The 18,210-nt window shown below is 53.3% G+C and carries 18 protein-coding genes; 9 read left to right on the top strand and 9 right to left on the bottom strand.

Translation table 11 applies throughout. The features are described from left to right. The 6 genes from KQJ18_RS13285 to KQJ18_RS13260 form a co-directional block, all read left to right on the top strand. The coding region (locus KQJ18_RS13285; protein WP_216422108.1) for a molecular chaperone at positions 1-451 on the top strand (451 nt) is incomplete at its 5' end. Positions 452-462: 11 nt separating this feature from the next. Further along, positions 463-1,068, top strand: coding sequence for a fimbrial protein (locus KQJ18_RS13280; protein WP_087856502.1), 606 nt, complete (start codon positions 463-465; stop codon positions 1,066-1,068). Continuing rightward, entirely contained in the window at positions 1,065-2,129 is a 1,065-nt protein-coding gene (locus KQJ18_RS13275; RefSeq protein WP_085047754.1) for a fimbrial protein, read from the top strand. Before KQJ18_RS13280 ends, KQJ18_RS13275 begins: the two co-directional genes overlap by 4 nt. Positions 2,130-2,138: 9 nt before the next feature. After that, complete coding sequence (locus KQJ18_RS13270) at positions 2,139-2,681, top strand: fimbrial protein (RefSeq protein WP_038637520.1); 543 nt, start codon at positions 2,139-2,141, stop codon at positions 2,679-2,681. Position 2,682: 1 nt separating this feature from the next. Further along, entirely contained in the window at positions 2,683-4,350 is a 1,668-nt protein-coding gene (locus KQJ18_RS13265) for an O-antigen ligase family protein (protein WP_216422107.1), read from the top strand. A gap of 1 nt (position 4,351) precedes the next feature. Then, positions 4,352-5,071: an EAL domain-containing protein gene (locus tag KQJ18_RS13260; RefSeq protein WP_038637529.1), complete on the top strand. Its 720-nt coding sequence runs from the start codon at positions 4,352-4,354 to the stop codon at positions 5,069-5,071. A 15-nt stretch (positions 5,072-5,086) separates the two neighbouring features. Here KQJ18_RS13260 and KQJ18_RS13255 read toward each other — a convergent pair whose 3' ends face one another. The 3 genes from KQJ18_RS13255 to fadE all read right to left on the bottom strand — a co-directional run bounded on the left by KQJ18_RS13255 (position 5,087) and on the right by fadE (position 9,731). Further along, a complete protein-coding gene (locus KQJ18_RS13255; protein ID WP_038637532.1) occupies positions 5,087-5,497 on the bottom strand; it encodes a Spy/CpxP family protein refolding chaperone in 411 nt (136 codons plus the stop codon). 180 nt (positions 5,498-5,677) lie between these two features. Beyond that, a complete protein-coding gene (locus KQJ18_RS13250) occupies positions 5,678-6,445 on the bottom strand; it encodes an amidohydrolase (RefSeq protein WP_137347656.1) in 768 nt (255 codons plus the stop codon). A gap of 841 nt (positions 6,446-7,286) precedes the next feature. Beyond that, positions 7,287-9,731 carry an acyl-CoA dehydrogenase FadE gene (gene fadE / locus KQJ18_RS13245; RefSeq protein WP_216422104.1) on the bottom strand — a complete coding sequence of 815 codons (2,445 nt, stop codon included), beginning with the start codon at positions 9,729-9,731 and terminating at the stop codon, positions 7,287-7,289. 239 nt (positions 9,732-9,970) lie between these two features. Between fadE and lpcA the strand changes: the two genes are divergently transcribed. Then, positions 9,971-10,552: a D-sedoheptulose 7-phosphate isomerase gene (gene lpcA / locus KQJ18_RS13240; protein ID WP_016149592.1), complete on the top strand. Its 582-nt coding sequence runs from the start codon at positions 9,971-9,973 to the stop codon at positions 10,550-10,552. Positions 10,553-10,663: 111 nt separating this feature from the next. Then, positions 10,664-11,431: a class II glutamine amidotransferase gene (locus KQJ18_RS13235; RefSeq protein ID WP_038637544.1), complete on the top strand. Its 768-nt coding sequence runs from the start codon at positions 10,664-10,666 to the stop codon at positions 11,429-11,431. Here KQJ18_RS13235 and dpaA read toward each other — a convergent pair. Then, positions 11,402-12,142 (bottom strand): peptidoglycan meso-diaminopimelic acid protein amidase, encoded by a 741-nt coding sequence (dpaA, locus tag KQJ18_RS13230; RefSeq protein WP_038637546.1) that lies wholly within the window; start codon positions 12,140-12,142, stop codon positions 11,402-11,404. The two genes, KQJ18_RS13235 and dpaA, sit on opposite strands and share 30 nt — an antisense overlap. Positions 12,143-12,491: 349 nt before the next feature. Between dpaA and KQJ18_RS13225 the strand changes: the two genes are divergently transcribed. Further along, on the top strand, positions 12,492-13,253 hold the full coding sequence (locus tag KQJ18_RS13225; RefSeq protein ID WP_038637549.1) for a C40 family peptidase: 762 nt from the start codon (positions 12,492-12,494) through the stop codon (positions 13,251-13,253). Positions 13,254-13,289: 36 nt separating this feature from the next. Here KQJ18_RS13225 and KQJ18_RS13220 read toward each other — a convergent pair whose 3' ends face one another. The 5 genes from KQJ18_RS13220 to fliP all read right to left on the bottom strand — a co-directional run. Next, the gene (locus KQJ18_RS13220; protein ID WP_216422102.1) at positions 13,290-15,383 is read right to left on the bottom strand and encodes a flagellar biosynthesis protein FlhA; all 2,094 of its coding nucleotides are present in this window, start codon (positions 15,381-15,383) and stop codon (positions 13,290-13,292) included. Beyond that, on the bottom strand, positions 15,367-16,506 hold the full coding sequence (gene flhB, locus KQJ18_RS13215; protein WP_069323849.1) for a flagellar biosynthesis protein FlhB: 1,140 nt from the start codon (positions 16,504-16,506) through the stop codon (positions 15,367-15,369). The genes KQJ18_RS13220 and flhB overlap by 17 nt, the downstream gene beginning before the upstream one ends. After that, on the bottom strand, positions 16,496-17,278 hold the full coding sequence (locus KQJ18_RS13210; RefSeq protein WP_038637559.1) for a flagellar biosynthetic protein FliR: 783 nt from the start codon (positions 17,276-17,278) through the stop codon (positions 16,496-16,498). The genes flhB and KQJ18_RS13210 overlap by 11 nt, the downstream gene beginning before the upstream one ends. A 1-nt stretch (position 17,279) precedes the next feature. After that, complete coding sequence (locus tag KQJ18_RS13205; protein WP_038637561.1) at positions 17,280-17,552, bottom strand: flagellar biosynthetic protein FliQ; 273 nt, start codon at positions 17,550-17,552, stop codon at positions 17,280-17,282. A gap of 12 nt (positions 17,553-17,564) precedes the next feature. Then, on the bottom strand, positions 17,565-18,210 hold a 646-nt coding region (fliP, locus tag KQJ18_RS13200), incomplete at its 5' end, for a flagellar type III secretion system pore protein FliP (protein ID WP_216422101.1).

The following is an 18,210-nucleotide window of genomic DNA, read 5'->3' as shown; positions in this document are numbered from 1 at the left end:
TCAGGATCGTGAAAGCCTGTTCTACCTGAATGTGCGTGAGATTCCACCTAAGCCTGATAAGCCGAACGTGCTGCAACTGGCGATGCAGTCGCGCATCAAATTGTTCTACCGGCCGACCGCCATCGTGCCGGAAACGCCGGGCGCGGTGTGGCAAAACCAACTGGTCTTTCACAAGCAGGGGCTACGCTGGACCGTGGATAACCCAACGCCATACTTCGTCACCTTAATCGGTTTAAGCCGTAAGCCGGAAGCGCAGGGCGGCGGCAGGCTGACTGACTTCCCCGGGGTTATGGTTTCACCAAAATCCTCGCTTGATTTCAGCGTTACCGACGGCAGCGTCAGCCAGTTCAGCATGATGTATGTGAACGATTTTGGCGGTCACCCTGAATTGAAATTCAGCTGCACAGGCAATGTGTGTAAAGCATTGCCGATGGAGCAACAGCCCCGGTAAAGGACTCGTAAATGAAAAAGATGCTTTGCGCTCTGCTGATGGCTGGTATGGCCTGCCCGGTTCAGGCCACTAGCGGCCGCCAGGATATGAGCAACGTTTCCGGCGAGTATGGCAACGTCCGCTTTCACGGTCGGGTATTCGTTTCGCCGTGCGTGCTGGATATGGCTTCACGCGATCAGACCATCGATCTGGGTGATATTTCCGCCAGCCGCTTTCGCCAGAGCGGCGATCGCAGCGATCCGGTATTAGTGACGCTGAACCTGAATGGCTGCTTAAAAGGCTCTGGCCATACCTTAAGGGATTTTCCCGGACAGACCAGCGAAATGCCGGAGCTGGCGCATAGCACGGTGGAACGTGGCGTGTCGATGACGCTGATGGCCGAGGGTGCGCCGGAAAACAGCGATCTGGGGCGTATTCGCGGCGATGTGCGTGGTGCGGGCATTCGGCTACTGACCGAACGCAACCAGTTGATTCACCTGAATCAACCGCAACGCATGTGGATCCTCAAACCGGGCGATAACGCGATTCACTTTCTTGCCGCGCTGGAATCTTTTGGCCCGGAGGTGACCGCTGGCGAATTTAACGGTCTGGTCAGACTTAAGCTGGAGTATCTATGAGCGTATTGCACAAAGCGCTGCTGTGGGTCGCCCTGGCTGGCTGTCCGCTGGCCGGGCAGGCATTCACACAGGGGGAAGGTGAGCCGGAGGGCGGGTCGCCGCATCAGTACGATATTGAACTGAGCTCGCTGGATGTCAGCAAAAACCATGTAGGCGGCAGAACGGAGCCTTTTACCTGGAATCTGGGCAGTTGGTATGTGGTGAATTTTTATTGCGAACAGGCCGATATCTCTCGGGAGCCAATTTATTACACCACCACGACCACCATGCCGCCTTCAAATCAGGGAGCGAACCGTTTTCGGTTAAACGAGTATCTGGATGTGGAAGTTCAGGTGTGGGTTGCCGGACGTTATAACAAATACGTCCAGGCACCGTTTACCAACGTTTCAAATCGCAACAGTAACAACAGCTGTAAAAAGCGTAAGGGCTACACGCGCGCCACGAACGTTGAAAGTGGTTCAAAAGGGAAAGTGACGTTTATTGTCACTAAACCCATTATCAATGGCATCAATATCACTTCTCAGTCGCTGGTGGAGGTTGCCGGGCGCATGGGCGGTGCGGGACCTACGCCAACCACGGCGATTTCACGCGTGGTCATTAAATCCGGGCTCATTACCGTGCCGGATAAATGCACCTTCAATCGGGGAGACAAAATCAGCATTGAGTTTGGCGATCTGCCCGGATCCGCTGCAAAGCTCAACGGCACCAATTACAGCAAGTCGATCCCGATACATGTGGTCTGTGAAGGCGGCAGCTTCGATCAGGGCGCGCTGAACATCAATTTAGGTGTACAAACCACCACGGCGTCAGGTACGGCTGGGTTTAACGATCATCTTCTCGGCACGTTGAGTGGCGGACAGAAACGCGACGATCTCGGCATTATGATTAAAGACGAGAGCGGCGGCACCGTAGTGCCCAATCAGTTCTACAACGTGAAGGGTTTTTACCAGAATCAGGGCGACTGGAATCTCACTGCCGCACCGGTGGCAAAGCCGGGCGTGGGGAGCGTTAAGGAAGGCGAGTTTGAAGCCTCTGCCACCGTTGTCGCGCAGTTTCAGTAGGGTAATACCATGACTTTCAGAACGTTAATCGCGGTGAGTACGCTGCTGTTTGGCGCAACGGTTCAGGCTGACACCAAACTGGTCGGCGGCGATATGTATTTTCACGGCACCATCAGAGCGCTGGCCTGCAGCCTGGCGCCCGGCGGCGACAAAATCGAGGTCGATTTCGGGCAAATCGCGACGCAGGATCTCTATCTCTCGGGGCGCAGTAAGCCGGAAAAATTCAGCATCCAGCTACGCGACTGCAACCCGGAGGTCTTCCGTGGGATCTCGGTCACCTTCAGCGGCAAGGAAGATGCGGAGCTTACCGATCATCTGGCGCTGGATAGCAGCGAGCAGGGCGGGGCGTCGGGGATCGGGATTGGGATGAGCGAAGACGATGGCACGGCAATCCGGCTTGATGAAAGTACATCAGTTACAGAGATTACTGAAGGATCGATGACGCTGAATTTTTTGGCGTGGGTCGCGGCAGAGCCGTCGGCGATAAAAAACCAGTCCCTTGAATACGGTCCGTTCAGCGCCAGCGGGACCTGGACGTTGAATTACCAGTAGCATGATGAACGCACTGAATCGTATTGCGCCGCTGCCTGGCCAGAAATTATTGCTGATTGTCAGTCTGTTTTTCTGGTGCGGGATCATGCACCTCTACTGGTTGAATAACGGCGGCAGCGGTCTGTCGTTGCCGCTTAATATTACCAGTTGGATCTACGCTGCGGTATTGGCTGCAAGCGTAACGATGCTACTGCCTCGCCGACGCTGGCGCATCACTGTACCTGCCATGGGATTTACGTTGGGTGCGCTCATCCTGACGCTGCTTTGTCTGCTGACGCCGGGCGTCTGGCGGTCCGAGGCGTTGCTGGTGATGGGGGCGCTATTGGGTGGGGTGCTTGTCTATCTGGTGACATTGCAAATTCCACTTACGGTAAACGTTCGCACGGCATTGCTGGCCCTGTTATGGGGGGCATGCGTCATCGAATGCGTGGCGTTTGTCTATCAGTACTGGCATTGGCCGGGCGTTGATTACTGGGAGTTTGCCTGGCGGCGTGGCACGCGGCCCTACGGTATTTTTCAGCAGGTCAATCTGCTGGCCAGTTTCACGGCGTGCGGCGTGTTGCTGTCAGCGCTGCTCTTTTTACGCCTGGGCGGCAGATACCGAATTGTTATCGGGATTGCTCTGGTGGTGATGGGATTTGTGCTGCATGAATCCCAGTCGCAAACCGGCTTTTTGTCTCTGGCGGTCGGCGAAGTGTTGCTGCTGGCGGTGTTCCCTGCACAACGCCGCACGTTGTTGCTACTTCTGTTGCCTCTGGCGTTAGGTATGGCGGCAGGCGCGGCCGCTCGCCATTTTTTGTCCGTTGCCACGGTAGATCATTTAACGACTTCTCATGTGCGCTGGACGGTGCTGAAAACGTCACTGGCATTATTTGCTGAACGGCCGTGGATGGGATGGGGCGTGGGCAGTTTCGCTGCTGTTTTTCTCGAACGAGCGGGGCCATTGGGGCTGAGCAGCATCTCGCATCCACATAATGAACTGGTGCTGTGGTTGGTGGAGGGCGGTCTGGTTGGGCTGGCGGGCGCGCTGTGTTTTATTGCGGGTGGGTTATGGCTCTGGCTGCACGGAAATCGCTGGCGTCGTGCCTGCCTGGTGGCGGCGTTGCCGGTGGTTATCCATATGTTGACGGAATACCCGGTCAGGCAGTCAACGCCACACTGGTTATTGCTGATCCTGCTGCTTCGTTGCGCAGATGGCGCGCTAAAAGGGACAAGTCTGACGCGCCCGGCGACGTCGTTGATTCGTGGGCTGGCATTTATCTCGTTTCTGACAGCCACTCCCTTGTTGCTTCTCACGCTACAGACGCAACAGCAACTGACGCTGGCGGAACGGCAGTCAACACAGTGGCAACTTGCCGAATCGCTCCCGGTGGGCGGCTGGTTGCTTGCCACACGCTACCGGTTTGATCTCCAGATGGGATACCTGCAACGGTATCAACGTACCCGGGATGCTCGCTGGCTGGAGTTGGTTCGCCGCTGGGCGCCTGACTATGTGCGTGTTCACCCGGACCCGAATATCTCCTTCACGCAAATCTTGCTGGCGTTACAGCAGCGCGACCTGAACCAGGCGCACCGTCTGGCGACGCGCTTTTACCTGATCTACCCGAACGATCGCCGTATCTCCTGGTTACAGGATGCACGACGTCCTTTTAATCAAAAAATGGAATGATATGAACAGACTCAGCGAACAGGCTCAATATGTACCAGAGCTTCCCCGTAATGCCGAACTGCTGCGGATCTCCGGGATCCGTTTGCAGCGCATTCATTTTTTTGATGATGCCTCACTGGATGTCCGTGAGGTGTTAAGCCAGGTACGCACGCCGCTCCCGCTGGATCTTTTTTTCAAGCATCTTTCTGTCAGCGCGAAACAGCAGCTGTTTATGTGGCAAATGCAGCGGGTGCTCGTACTTCCAGGAAGCTATTCGCTGAATTTATCCGTCAGGATGCTGACCTGTCTGTCGTGGATCTCGCGACTCACCAGGCAGGCGCATCAGGGGCGGATTGTTATTGAAATTCAGGATCCCGCGACCATGATGCGTCTGGAAAAGGCAGAGCAGCAGGCGGTATGCATCGCCATAAAAACCCTGGTGCGTCATGGGTTTCGCGTGTGGCTGGATGACGTTTCGCCTGAGCTGTTTTTTGTCTGGCGACTGTCTGGCATCCGTTTTGATGCCATTAAAATTGAAAGCGGGATGTTTCATCAGTTCAGATCATCGGAGTGGCAGTTGCGGGTACTGGTCAATCAATTTCGCGGGCTGGGAGAGCGGGTGGTGATCGAGGGAGTAGAAAGCGCGCAGGATTACGCCATCTGCCGTATGAGCGGCGCAGATGCTGTACAGGGCTTCTTTTTTGAGCAGGAGATTGTGCCGAAAAGCCTGAATCATTGCTGATTCAGGCCCTGGGGATTACTCGCTCAGCGTCTGTGCGATATCTTTCTGTACCTGCTGGCGCTGTTCCGGAGTCAGCACTTTGTTCAGGTCAAAGTAGTATTTCACGCGATAATAACGCGCTTGTTGTTCGATATTGCTGAACGCGGAAAGCTGCTTCTTGACGGCGGTTTCATCCCATTTCCCGGACTTGATAACGTCAATCAATGCGCCGTCTTTAACATCTTTCACTGAAATCTGGCTGACGTTGGTTTCAAGCTGCTGGTGCAGTTTTTTGATCTGCGCAACCTGGTCGGTGGTCAGCTTAAGGTGCTGGACTACCGGGTCCTGAGCTGGGGCGGGAACGTTGGATACATTTGCTGCAAACGTGCTAAAAGAAGCGCCAGCTACGGTTGCAGCCAGCAAAGTCATGCGAACGAAGTTCTTCATTATTGAAATCCTGATAAAGGAATTATTAACATTGTCAGACACTCGCCGGTTACGAGTGTTTATCCCTTGCAGAATACGTTGCCTGAAGCATGTCGCCACGCGAATTTGTTTTGCGGTTGGTTACGGAGTGCAACAATCCCGCTATGCAAAAATGTTGCGCAGCGGGAGGAGAGGCGATATCTACAGCGCAAACGGGTCGGCGTCCTGCCAGGCGGGAAACTTTTCGCGATACTCACGCAGCGCCGAGAGCGACAGCTCAGCGTCAATGCGCGTGGCCTGATGCGGCTCGGCGGTGGCAATAATCTCACCCTGTGGATTTATCACCCGGCTGTCACCGCGATAATGATGACCGTTACCGTCAGTTCCTACACGGTTACATCCTGCTACATACGCCTGATTCTCAATCGCCCGTGCAGTGAGCAGAACCTGCCAGTGCAGCGAACGCGGCGCGGGCCAGTTAGCCACATACAAAGCGAGGTCGTAATCGTTACGGTTGCGCGACCACACCGGAAAACGCAGGTCATAACAGATTAACGGCAGAATGCGCCAGCCGCGCCATGCAAAAATAACGCGCGCATCTCCCGCCTGGTAATGCTGATGTTCATCCGCCATGCGGAACAGATGACGTTTGTCATAGAAATGCACATTACCTTCAGGCTCGACCAGAAAAAAGCGGTTAACCGCACCGCGTTCGGAGTGAATCGCGGCACTGCCCGCGATCAGGGCGTTCGTTTGTTGCGCTTTGGCGCGCATCCAGCTTACGACCTCTTCCTGCGGCAGCGATTTGTTTGCTGCTTCCATCGCAAATCCGCTGGTAAACATCTCGGGCAACACAATCACATCACGTCCGGTGACGGTTTCCAGTTGTCGGTCGAAATGGCGCAGGTTGGCCGGGCCATCCATCCAAATCAACGGTTGTTGCAGCAGAGTAATTTTCAAACCAGGCACGATCGAGGCTCCTCGTTGAACAACATTTTGACACTGTAGCATGAGCTTTAACGAAAATGTGGCAATAAGAAATCTCCCCGCATATAGCGTAATGCTGTTCAGTTAACGCCTCTGTTTCAGAAAGCATCACCAGTATTGGTAGAAGTTATGAATATGCTGCCTCAGAGAAAGGGTTCCGTTCACCTCATGTTCATTGTTTCTCTGAAACATCGATTCCTGTGAACGTGTAAAGGGCGTTCTCCGCCACGCCCTTTACCATCCCGGCTCCCGGCGGGAAAATTGTTGCTGCGCAATACCCTCCGCTTATTCCTTCAGGCTACCGGGCCGGGCGCGATGAAGCGTCCCTGCAAAGCGCGCCCTGAGCCAGCATCCATGCTGGCTCTCCCGGCCTTACGGAAACACGTCGGCAATTTTCAGCCGGACCAGCCCACACCTCACCATCTGCGTTTTTGGTCTGAACAGCAAAACAGATTTAACTGGAAGTCAGAGCATTGAAGCGATGACTCCGGTCCGGCTGAAAATCGATGAGGCGTTGACGGCTGACCGGGGTTGCCCGCAGGGATGCGGGCAGAGGGGACGGCCTGCATGGAGGCAGGCTCGGCCCCGACCCGACAGGCAGACGGCATAAGACGAATGAATCGCGAAGCGACGATTTTCCCGCCGGGAGCCTGGGATGCAAGGGAGGCGGCGGGAGCCTCCCTTGCACGTTCATGTGTAATGCGGTTTCAGAGAAGTTATGAGCATAAGGTGAACGTAATCCTGTTCATAGGTGGAATGTTCACCCTATATGCTTAACTGACTGGCATTACCCATTTAGCGGTGCTTAATGCCGTGCGGAAGGTTATGCCGCTTCGACTTTACGCACTTTCTCTGGCAGCTTTACCGGCTGCGTCGCCAGCTCCTCGGGTTCGAAGTCATCCACGTTAATGCTGCGCAGACGGCTCGCTTCGGCTTTCACCAGAATCGCGGCTTCGTCTTTATCAATCAACCCTTTGGCCAGCGCGTTATGCGCCAGTTCGTCCAGGCGGGTAAACGGCAGGTTTTTACCCAACTCTTTGCAGATCCGCTGGTGGATAGGGTCGGCTGCAATCACGTCCAGCAGAGCCTCTTCCAGCAAACCGACCGGGTTATGCTCGCTTGGCGTCAGGTATTGACCGCGACCAAGGCGAGAACGGGTGGCGCTCGGAACCTGCAAAATCTTCGCGACCTTATGATCCAGCTTGTCGGACGGTGCATGATAGTGGCGACCGGTCGGGAAGATAACCACACTCAGCAAACCGGCAACCAAACGGTTCGGGAAGTTTTTCAGCAGATCGTCCATCGCCTGTTCGGCTTTGTACAACGCATCCTGGATGCCCCAGTGAACCAACGGCAGGTCGGCTTCATTACGGCCTTCATCGTCATAACGCTTCAGCACCGCGGAGGCCAGGTACAGCTGACTTAACACATCCCCCAGTCGCGCCGAGATACGCTCACGACGCTTCAGGCTACCGCCCAGAACGGCCATGGACACATCCGAAAGCAGTGCCAGGTTGGCGCTCAGACGGTTCAGGTGCTGATAGTAACGTTTGGTCGCATCGGCGGTTGGCGTGCTGCTGGTTAAGCCACGCGTCAGGCCCAGCCAGAAACTGCGTACTTTATTGCTGCCAACGTGACCGATATGTTTGAACAGCAACTTATCGAACGCATTCACATCGTTATTCTGCGCTGCAGCCATCTCTTCCAGCACATACGGATGGCAGCGAATCGCACCCTGACCGAAGATCATCATGCTACGGGTCAGAATGTTAGCGCCTTCAACGGTAATGGCGATAGGCGCCCCCTGATAAGCACGGGCGAGGAAGTTGCTTTCGCCAAGCATGATGCCTTTACCGCCAGTAATATCCATGGCATCGATGATTGATTGCTGTCCACGGTGAGTACAGTGATACTTCACGATAGCCGACAGTACCGCCGGTTTTTCACCCAGCATAATGCCGTAGGTAATCAGCGACGCCGCAGCATCCATCACGTAGGCGTTACCGGCAATACGCGCCAACGGCTCTTCAATACCTTCCATCTTGCCGATAGAGATTTTGAACTGGCGACGAATATGCGCATACGCGCCGGTTGCCATTGCGACCGACTTCACGCCGCCCGTGGAGTTAGACGGCAGGGTAATACCGCGCCCCACAGACAAACATTCCACCAGCATACGCCAGCCCTGACCGGCCATTTTTGGGCCACCGATAATGTAATCAATCGGCACGAAGACATCTTTACCCAGTGTCGGACCGTTCTGGAACGGCACGTTCAGCGGGAAGTGGCGGCGACCAATCTGTACGCCCGGCGTTGAGGTTGGGATCAGCGCACAGGTAATGCCGAGATCTTCTTCCCCACCCAGCAGTTTTTCCGGGTCGGAGAGTTTAAATGCCAGACCCAGTACGGTAGCGATAGGCGCCAGCGTGATATAACGTTTGTTCCAGGTCAGGCGCATCCCCAGCACCTGCTGGCCCTGCCAGTCGCCCATACAAACCACGCCGGTATCAGGGATCGCGCCTGCGTCGGAGCCTGCTTCCGGGCTGGTCAGAGCGAAACATGGGATCTCCTGACCGCGTGCCAGACGCGGCAGGTAATGATTCTTCTGCTCTTCGGTGCCGTAATGCTGCAGCAGTTCGCCTGGGCCTAATGAGTTAGGTACGCCGACGGTGATCGCGAGGATCCCGGAGACGCCGGAGAGTTTCTGCAATACGCGAGCCTGAGCATACGCGGAGAATTCCAGCCCGCCGTACTCTTTCTTAATGATCATCGCAAAGAAGCGGTGTTCTTTCAGATACGCCCACAGTTCCGGCGGCAGATCCGCGAGTTCGTGGGTGATCTGGAAGTCATTCGCCATGCGGCATGCTTCTTCCACCGGACCATCAATAAACGCTTGTTCTTCAGCTGTCAGGTGCGGCTGAGGATAGTTATGCAGTTTTTTCCAGTCTGGTTTCCCCTGGAACAGGTCGCCTTCCCACCAGGTTGTACCGGCATCAATCGCCTCTTTCTCTGTACGCGACATGGGCGGCATGACTTTACGGAAACCGCGGAACACCGGCGCAGAGATCATGGATTTGCGCATCGGCGTCAAGTTAAACGGTACGAGAATAATGGCCAGAGGAACCAGCAGCCAGACTGACCACAGACCAGCCACGCCAAGCGCAGCCGTCCAGGCGAGCAAAATTAAGCTGCTGAGGAATAAGCTCACGCGGTGATAGAACAATACGCCGAGCAGAACAACCGTAGCGATAATACTCAAAATCATCATAACGAAAAGCTCCCTTGCTTGTAGGAGGTCTGACCACTTGTGATGATATGGTTGTAGTGGATGTAAATTCTTTTAGCAATGTGTTTACAAAATAATTACAACAAAGCTCACATTGTTGGTGTTTTAACCGGCACAAAAAATCAAAAGCCGCGGCCATTCCTGTGGCTTGCACTTCTCGCTGGTAGCGCTATCCGGTACACTGCATCCTGTCATTTACATTCATGCTGAAGGATATCCTCATGTACCAGGATCTTATTCGTAACGAACTGAGCGAAGCGGCGGAAACGCTGGCTAATTTTCTTAAAGATGACGCCAATATTCACGCCATTCAGCGCGCGGCGGTCCTGTTGGCAGACAGCTTTAAAGCCGGTGGTAAGGTACTTTCTTGCGGTAACGGCGGTTCCCATTGCGATGCGATGCACTTCGCCGAAGAGCTGACCGGGCGCTATCGTGAAAACCGCCCAGGTTATCCGGCTATCGCTATCTCTGACGTTAGCCACATCTCCTGCGTCAGCAACGATTTCGGTTACGATTATGTGTTCTCCCGTTACGTTGAAGCCGTGGGACGCGAGGGCGATGTCCTGTTAGGCATCTCTACTTCGGGTAACTCTGGTAACGTGATTAAAGCGATTGCCGCAGCGCGTGAGAAGGGGATGAAAGTCATCACCCTGACCGGTAAAGATGGCGGCAAGATGGCGGGCAGCGCGGATATCGAAATTCGTGTGCCGCACTTTGGCTACGCTGATCGTATTCAGGAAATTCATATCAAAGTGATCCATATCCTGATTCAACTGATCGAAAAAGAGATGGTTAAATCATAAGAAGGCGATTGCCGGATGGCGGCTGAAGCCTTATCCGGCCTACATGAGCTCCACGTAGGCCTGATAAGCGCAGCGCCATCAGGCAGTTCACGGTTTTAAGGTAGGTGATGTATGTGCGAACTGCTCGGGATGAGCGCCAATGTGCCAACCGATATCTGCTTTAGCTTCACCGGGCTGGTTCAGCGCGGCGGAGGGACCGGGCCGCACAAAGACGGCTGGGGTATTACGTTTTATGAGGGTAAGGGTTGCCGTACGTTTAAAGATCCGCAACCCAGCTTTAATTCGCCTATCGCCAAACTGGTACAAGACTATCCCATCAAATCCTGTTCCGTGATTGCCCACATTCGTCAGGCGAATCGTGGGGAAGTGGCGCTGGAAAATACCCATCCATTTACCCGTGAACTATGGGGACGCAACTGGACGTATGCCCATAACGGACAGCTCAGCGGTTATAAATCGCTGGAGACCGGTAATTTCCGCCCGGTCGGTGAAACTGACAGCGAAAAAGCCTTCTGCTGGCTGCTGCACAAGCTGACAGAGCGTTATCCACGCACGCCAGGTAATATGACAGCGGTGTTTAAATATATCGCGGTGCTGGCAGGAGAACTGCGGGAGAAGGGCGTCTTCAACATGCTGTTGTCTGACGGTCGTTATGTGATGGCTTTCTGCTCGACCAACCTGTTTTGGATCACCCGTCGAGCGCCATTTGGCGTAGCGACGCTGCTGGATCAGGATGTGGAAATTGATTTTAGCTCAGAGACCACACCCAATGATGTGGTCACCGTGATTGCCACTCAGCCGTTAACCGGCAATGAAACCTGGCAAAAGATTATGCCAGGCGAATGGGCATTATTTTGTCTCGGGGAGCGAGTAGTTTGATGCCAGCTGCGGTTGAACGACTTCGTGACTCAACGGCTTGCTGATAACGTAACGGCCATCGACGACGGAAACGGTCGGTGGCTTCCGCGTTTGTTCAAAGTAATCGTATCCTGGCTTTAACTGGGCCCAGAAATCTTTGTAATACGAAAACTTATGGCGCTGCATATTGGCATCGGTCATGCGGAACGGGTAAATGCTAACCTGTACGCTGGATTGCCCGAACACCAGAGCGCCGGTGACAAACTGGAAAATCTCATCAATACCGTTGTCGGTCATCGCATAGCAGCCGACGGAAACGCAGGCGCCGTGGATCATCAGGTATTTACCTTCATAACCGTGTGCACGGTCGTAGGCGTTAGGGAAACCGATGTTAATCGCTTTATAGAAGCGGCTATCCGGTTTGAGCTGTCCGCGTTGTACGCTGTAAAAACCTTCCGGGCTTTTGAAATCACCCTGACGCTGTTTCGGCCCTAAGCCGCCGGAATAATTGCAGATCTTATAACTGTCGAGCAATTGATACTGTTCGCCCATCTTGACGTACAGATCGAGCGTTCGCTCTTCTTTGAAGATCTGGATATAGACAGGGGAGCCCATTAACTGCTGCTTATATTCTTTGCTGACAGGCGTGGTCGGGCTGCTGCTGCTCAGCAAACCAGCAAATGAAACGCACGGCAATAAAAGCATCGCAAGAAAAAATGCGATTTTACGCATACTGCTTATTCCTTGATAAAACGATTACACACGCCAGGACGGCAAAAAGAGTCCCCAAATCGGATAAATCTGGATCTGGAGCGCTCACATTAGCACCAAGAGAGTTTTTCGCAAGTCTCTCGTGCGGCGTTTACACTTTAGTTTTTCTTTATACGAAAAATTGCGCTTAAAGGCTGTCAGACACGGGCCTATTTTGCGGGCTACTGCTCTGCATTTCGTCTTATTAATAAAGAATGTCTAATGTATTGAATTTAAAAAATTAATTATTTAATAATCGAATATTAACCCGGAATGACGGGCAATAGCGCTAGACTGCGGCGAACGTGTTTGACCAGGTATTCTTCTTTTCATGTTTTTTGTCTCTGCGCCCCGTTGCTTCTTGCCGGGCCTGCTGTCTTTGTGTGTTGTGCTGTCATTACCGTCTGTCGCCAAAGTTCAGCCCCACTTATCTGACGCCCAGTTAAGCTATGCGGCGCAATTGCGTATGCGTAACCGCGCCCGGCTGCTGAAGCAGTATCACGCCCAGGTAAAAAAACAGGCAAGCTACGTGGTGGAAGGCAACGCAGAAAGTAAACGCGCGCTGCGCCAGCAGAATCGGACGCTGATTAAACAGCACCCTGAGTGGTTCCCGGGGCCGCTAAAAGCCAGCGACCATCGCTGGCAGGAGCTGGCTGAGAATGACCATTTTCTCAGTAGCGATCATCTGCACAATATCACCGAAGTGGCTATCCACCGACTTGAGCAGCAGTTAGGCAAACCTTATTTGTGGGGCGGTACCAGTCCGGATGAAGGGTTTGACTGTAGCGGACTGATTTTTTATGCCTACAACAAAATCCTGGCGGCAAAATTGCCCCGTACGGCGAATGAAATGTATCACTACCGACGGGCAACGATTGTCTCTAACCGCGATCTTCGCCGTGGTGATTTAGTGTTCTTTCATATTCACAGCCGGGATATTGCCGATCATATGGGCGTCTATTTGGGGCAGGGGCAATTTATTGAATCACCGCGGACGGGAGAAACCATTCGGGTAAGCAATTTATCCGATGACTTCTGGCAGGATCATTATCTTGGCGCCCGTCGTATTCTTACGGAAAATACGATTCTGTAATCAAAAGGCGGTGCAATCACACCGCCGCGCCAGGCGTTAACTCAACGCCCCCATGATCTTTAATTCCAGCTCATCCGGAACTTCGTTATAAGACAACACCTGTAGGCCCGGGGCAAACAGGCGCGCATAGCGCGCGAGCAGAGGACGTAACTGCGGCGCGACCAATAGCACTGGCTCTTTCCCCGCCGCTTTCATCTGCTCTTTTATCTGCGGCATATTGGTCTGAAACTGATTCAGCATATTGGGATCGACCGGCACGCTATCCAGCACCACTTTTCCACTTTGCAGAGCCTGATTCACCACATTCGCCAGCAGATTCTCCAGGTCACTATTCAGCGTATATACCGCCAGCTCATCTTTACGCACAAACGGATGGGTAATGCTGCGACGTAGCGCCAGACGCACATCCGCCGTTAACAGAATATGATCTTTGGTCACAGCGCTACTGGCGACCAGTACGGTGGCTATGGTGACGATATCGCGCAATGACACGCCTTCGATAAGCAGCGCCCGGTAGACTTTCAACAGTTGGCTGTAATTCAGCGCTGCGCTCAAATCTTCCGCCAGACGCGGCGCCATAGAAGAAAGACGGTTATGCAACTGCGTAATGTCATCGTAATTAAACAGCTCTGGAATATAGTTGCGAATGATCTTATTCACATGCGTCGCAATGACGCTGGCGCTATCGATAACCTGATACCCCATATTTAACGCTTTGGCTTTTTGCGCCGGAACAATCCAGGTGACCGGCATACCGTAGGCCGGATCGTGGCCTAAAACACCGTCGATCTCGCCATAGGTTTCACTGGAGGGCAGCGCCATCAGCTTATCTGCGGGAATGTCGGCCTCATCGGCCTTGATCCCATTGATAAAAATCGCGTACTGGGTCGGTTTGAGGCGGAAGTTTTCGCGAATGCGAATTTCCGGTAACAACACGCCGTTGCTGTCTGAGATCACCTGCCGCACACCGCGAATACGCTGAGTGAGCGGATTCCCTTTGGATTTATCGACCAACGACACCAGCTTGTATCCCAGACTCAGGCTGATAGGTTCAATTAAAGGGATGGTTTCCCAACTGACCTGCTGCTCGGTGGTTTCAGCGATGGTTTTGGTCAGCGTTTCGAGATTTTTCTCTTCGGTCTCTGCAACCTTGGGGCGCTTGCTCATGCGCCAGGCGGTGAATCCCAGCAGGGCGCTGAAAATCAGGAAGGGGAAATGCGGCATCCCCGGCACCACTGCCAGCACAAACATAATGCTGGTGGCGGTATACAGCACCGAGGGGCTGGCCAGTAGTTGGCTACGCACGTCTGTGGCAATATCGCCGCTGTCACTTACGCGGGTGACGATGATCGCTGCCGCTGTCGACAACAGCAGAGAAGGGATCTGGGCGACCAGACCGTCACCGATGGTCATCAGTACGTATTGCTGGAATGCGGCTTCGGCGCTTAAATCGTATTTAAAGATCCCGATACAGACGCCGCCGATCAGGTTGATAGCCAGGATCATCATCCCGGCGATGGCATCGCCGCGCACAAACTTTGACGCACCATCCATCGCGCCATAGAAATCCGCTTCGCCCGCCACGTCTTTACGTCGCGCTTGCGCCTGCGCCTGATTAATCAGTCCTGCATTCAGATCGGCGTCGATCGCCATCTGCTTACCGGGCATGGCGTCAAGCGTAAAACGAGCAGAAACTTCGGAGATACGCTCCGCGCCTTTGGTCACCACGATAAAGTTAATGATCATCAGAATGATGAACACCACGAAACCAACGACAAAGTTACCGCCGATCACCACCTGACCGAAGGACTCAATCACCTTACCGGCAGCGCCTGCGCCCATGTGACCGTGCAGTAATACCACGCGCGTTGACGCCACGTTCAGCGTCAATCGCATCAGGGTGGTGATCAGCAGAATGGTCGGGAACAAGCTGAATTCGAGCGGGCGTTTTGCAGAAACGGCCACTAACAGCACCATCACCGCCAGCACGATGTTAAAGGTGAACAGAATATCCAGCAGGGCCGGTGGTAACGGCAGGATCACCATGGCCAGGATACACAGTATAACCAGCGGAATGCCGATGTTACCGTTACGCAGCAGCGCCAGGAATTGTTTAGTTGTTTTCGGCATCCAGTTTAAGAACCTCTTTTGGAATGGAAATATGTCTGTTCAGCGAAGGACGTGCTTGTGAACCGTCACGCCAGTGCTTCATTTGCAGTACATAGGTCAGGACGTGTGCAATCGCCCGATACAGTTGAAATGGGATCTGTTGATTCACCTGGGTGGTGTAATAAACGGAGCGTGCCAGCTTAGGAAACTCAACGACTTCAATATTGCTTTCTGCCGCTACCTGCCGGATATACAGCGCAATTTCATCGGTGCCTTTGGCAACCACGAAAGGCGCGGCGGCGCGTGACTGGTCGTATTGTAGCGCCACGGCATAGTGGGTTGGGTTGGTGATTACCACATCGGCTTTTGGCACAACTTTACGAATTTGCCCCATCGCCATTTGCCGTTGCAAGCGACGTATTCTGGCCTTAACCTCGGGTTTACCTTCCTGATTTTTATACTCTTCCTTCACTTCCTGTTTCGTCATTTTCAGCCCTTTGGTGAACATTTTTTTCGCCAGAGGGACATCGATCAACGCAAAGAAAACAAACAGGATGACAAAGTTGCGCATGATGCTGCTGTACAGCGCCAGACCATCGCTGACGGCCTGTTTGAAATGAAGCTCTTGTAAGCCGAGAAATGCGGCAACGTTATTGCGTACGCTGATCCATAGCATCACCAGCAGCACTATCGCTTTGAGCGTCATCTTGCCGGTATCCACCAGATGGTCGGTGGAAAACAGGCGACCAATCCCTTTGAGCGGGCTTAATTTGCTAAAGTCCGGCAATATTTTTTTCGGCAGGAATAGCCAGCCTCCCGGAACCAGTGAGGCAAACAGCGCGGCAACCGGCATGGGTAACAGCGTCAGGATGAATTTCCCCAGAATCAGCAGATGGTGTTCAAGGAACTGACCGATGATGTCCGGGTCATTAATGTTCTGTGCGTACTGATGCACGCTGGTAAAGCTTTCGCGCACGAAATCTTCGTACCAGGGAAAGCTGCTGGAGATCACCATAAATGCGGCAAACAGACTGGCGGCAAGCCCCATATCTTTTGAACGCGGTATTTGTCCCTCTTGTCTGGCCTTGCGAAGTTTTTGCGCCGAGGGTTTTTCTGTTTTTTCTTCGCTACTGCTATCCGCCATAGTGTCCCTTCAACGCGTCAAGCTGCTGTAAGACGAAATTCGCCAGGTGCAAATAGTGGTCGGGCAGGTTGTAAAGCAGGGTTGCAAAGCAGAACAGACCCGCCAGCATGTTGATGGGAAAACCTAATGAGTACAGGTTGAGCGGTGGTGCAATACGGTTTAGCAGACCAAAGCAGCCCTGAACAATCAGCATGATAAAGGTCGTCGGCAGCGCCAGCAGCGTGGCGGCGGCGAATACCCAGCCCAGCGCCAGAGAAATCGTGCGCAGAGATTGCGGATGCAACGCATTGCCAATCGGCCAGTAAGTAAAGCCTTTAAATAAAATACTCACCAGCAGCAGATGCCCGTCCATGGCAAAAAACAGTATCACCGCGTAGATGTTGATCATTTCCGCCAGCACCGTCGTTGACGCGCCGCTGCTGGGGTCGTTCATCACCGCCATGCTCATCCCCATATTAAAAGAGAGGATTTGGCCCGCCAGTTGTAGCGCTAAAAATAAAAACTGCAGCATCAGGCCGAAAAGCATTCCCCACAGAAACTGCTCTGCGGTCAAAATAATGCTGTTGATCGACAGCAGGCTGGTGGGTACCGGGTGGGGGATAAGCGGCGTAATGATAAAGGCCAACGCCAGGGACAAAATAATGCGTATACGTATGGTCAGCGCGGCATTATCCAGCACCGGCGCGTAGTGAATAAACGCCATAATGCGCACGAAGGGAAACCACATGCCCAGTATCAGATTACTTAACTGTGTAATATCTGTTTCGCGCATGTCAGTGCACCAGAATGGCGGCCTGAGAGAACAGATGCACGCAGAGATCGCTCAACTGGACGATCATCCATTTTCCGCAAATACCCAATACCGCGAGGGTGACGATCAGCCTGGGTAAAAAACTAAGCGTTTGTTCGTTAATCTGCGTCACAGCCTGAAAAATGCTGACCAACATACCGACCAGCAGGCTGGGAACGACTAACACGCAGACTAAAATGATCACGACTTTTATACCGCTGGCGACGATGTCTGCGGCTACATCAATGGTTAGCATGTCAGCTCTCCGTTAGCCCAGTCCCAGACCGCGAATGCTGGAGGTCAGCGTACCAACGGTCAGCGCCCAGCCATCAATAAGCACAAACAGCATCAGCTTAAAGGGCAGCGAAACGATCAGCGGTGACAGCATCATCATCCCCATCGCCATCAGTACGCTGGCGACGATCAGATCGATCACGAGGAACGGAATGTAAATCATAAAACCTATCTGGAAGGCGGTTTTGAGTTCGCTTAGCACATAGGCGGGAACGATAATAGAAAGATCCTGATCGACTGCATTCCCTTTCGCGTTGGCGATCGTCATTATCTGCGCAATCGCTTTTTTATTGGTTTGCGCCAACATAAAACGTTTCAATGGCGAAGCGGCTGTACTCAGGGCGTCGGGGAGCGTGATTTGATCGTTTTCAAAAGGGACTACGGCATGATCGTAAATGTTGATCCAGATTGGGCGCATCACCAGCATGGTTAACGACAGGGCAATGCCAATCAGTATGCGGTTCGGCGGCGTTTGCTGCAGCCCTAATGCCTGACGCAGTAGGGAAAGAACAATAATAAAACGGGTAAAACAGGTCATCATCAGCACCAGGGTAGGCAGAATGCCCACCAGGGTCATCAGGATTAGGACCTGGATTTTTACGCTGTATTCCTGGCTATTT

Origin of the sequence: Citrobacter sp. S55_ASV_140, assembly GCF_018919505.1 — a bacterium.
In the GTDB taxonomy this organism is placed as follows: domain Bacteria; phylum Pseudomonadota; class Gammaproteobacteria; order Enterobacterales; family Enterobacteriaceae; genus Citrobacter; species Citrobacter werkmanii.
The sequence above is the reverse complement of the archived record's forward strand: the minus strand, read 5'-3'. Positions and strand labels throughout refer to the sequence as shown.

Coding starts and splice junctions, on each gene's coding strand:
- fadE (WP_216422104.1), bottom strand. CDS start 9,731: ATGATGATTTTGAGTATTATCGCTACGGTTGTTCTGCTCGGCGTATTG.
- KQJ18_RS13255 (WP_038637532.1), bottom strand. CDS start 5,497: ATGAAGAACTTCGTTCGCATGACTTTGCTGGCTGCAACCGTAGCTGGC.
- KQJ18_RS13270 (WP_038637520.1), top strand. CDS start 2,139: ATGACTTTCAGAACGTTAATCGCGGTGAGTACGCTGCTGTTTGGCGCA.
- KQJ18_RS13280 (WP_087856502.1), top strand. CDS start 463: ATGAAAAAGATGCTTTGCGCTCTGCTGATGGCTGGTATGGCCTGCCCG.
- lpcA (WP_016149592.1), top strand. CDS start 9,971: ATGTACCAGGATCTTATTCGTAACGAACTGAGCGAAGCGGCGGAAACG.
- flhB (WP_069323849.1), bottom strand. CDS start 16,506: ATGGCGGATAGCAGTAGCGAAGAAAAAACAGAAAAACCCTCGGCGCAA.
- KQJ18_RS13205 (WP_038637561.1), bottom strand. CDS start 17,552: ATGCTAACCATTGATGTAGCCGCAGACATCGTCGCCAGCGGTATAAAA.
- KQJ18_RS13210 (WP_038637559.1), bottom strand. CDS start 17,278: ATGCGCGAAACAGATATTACACAGTTAAGTAATCTGATACTGGGCATG.
- KQJ18_RS13260 (WP_038637529.1), top strand. CDS start 4,352: ATGAACAGACTCAGCGAACAGGCTCAATATGTACCAGAGCTTCCCCGT.
- KQJ18_RS13265 (WP_216422107.1), top strand. CDS start 2,683: ATGATGAACGCACTGAATCGTATTGCGCCGCTGCCTGGCCAGAAATTA.
- KQJ18_RS13225 (WP_038637549.1), top strand. CDS start 12,492: ATGTTTTTTGTCTCTGCGCCCCGTTGCTTCTTGCCGGGCCTGCTGTCT.
- dpaA (WP_038637546.1), bottom strand. CDS start 12,142: ATGCGTAAAATCGCATTTTTTCTTGCGATGCTTTTATTGCCGTGCGTT.
- KQJ18_RS13235 (WP_038637544.1), top strand. CDS start 10,664: ATGTGCGAACTGCTCGGGATGAGCGCCAATGTGCCAACCGATATCTGC.
- KQJ18_RS13220 (WP_216422102.1), bottom strand. CDS start 15,383: ATGCCGAAAACAACTAAACAATTCCTGGCGCTGCTGCGTAACGGTAAC.
- KQJ18_RS13275 (WP_085047754.1), top strand. CDS start 1,065: ATGAGCGTATTGCACAAAGCGCTGCTGTGGGTCGCCCTGGCTGGCTGT.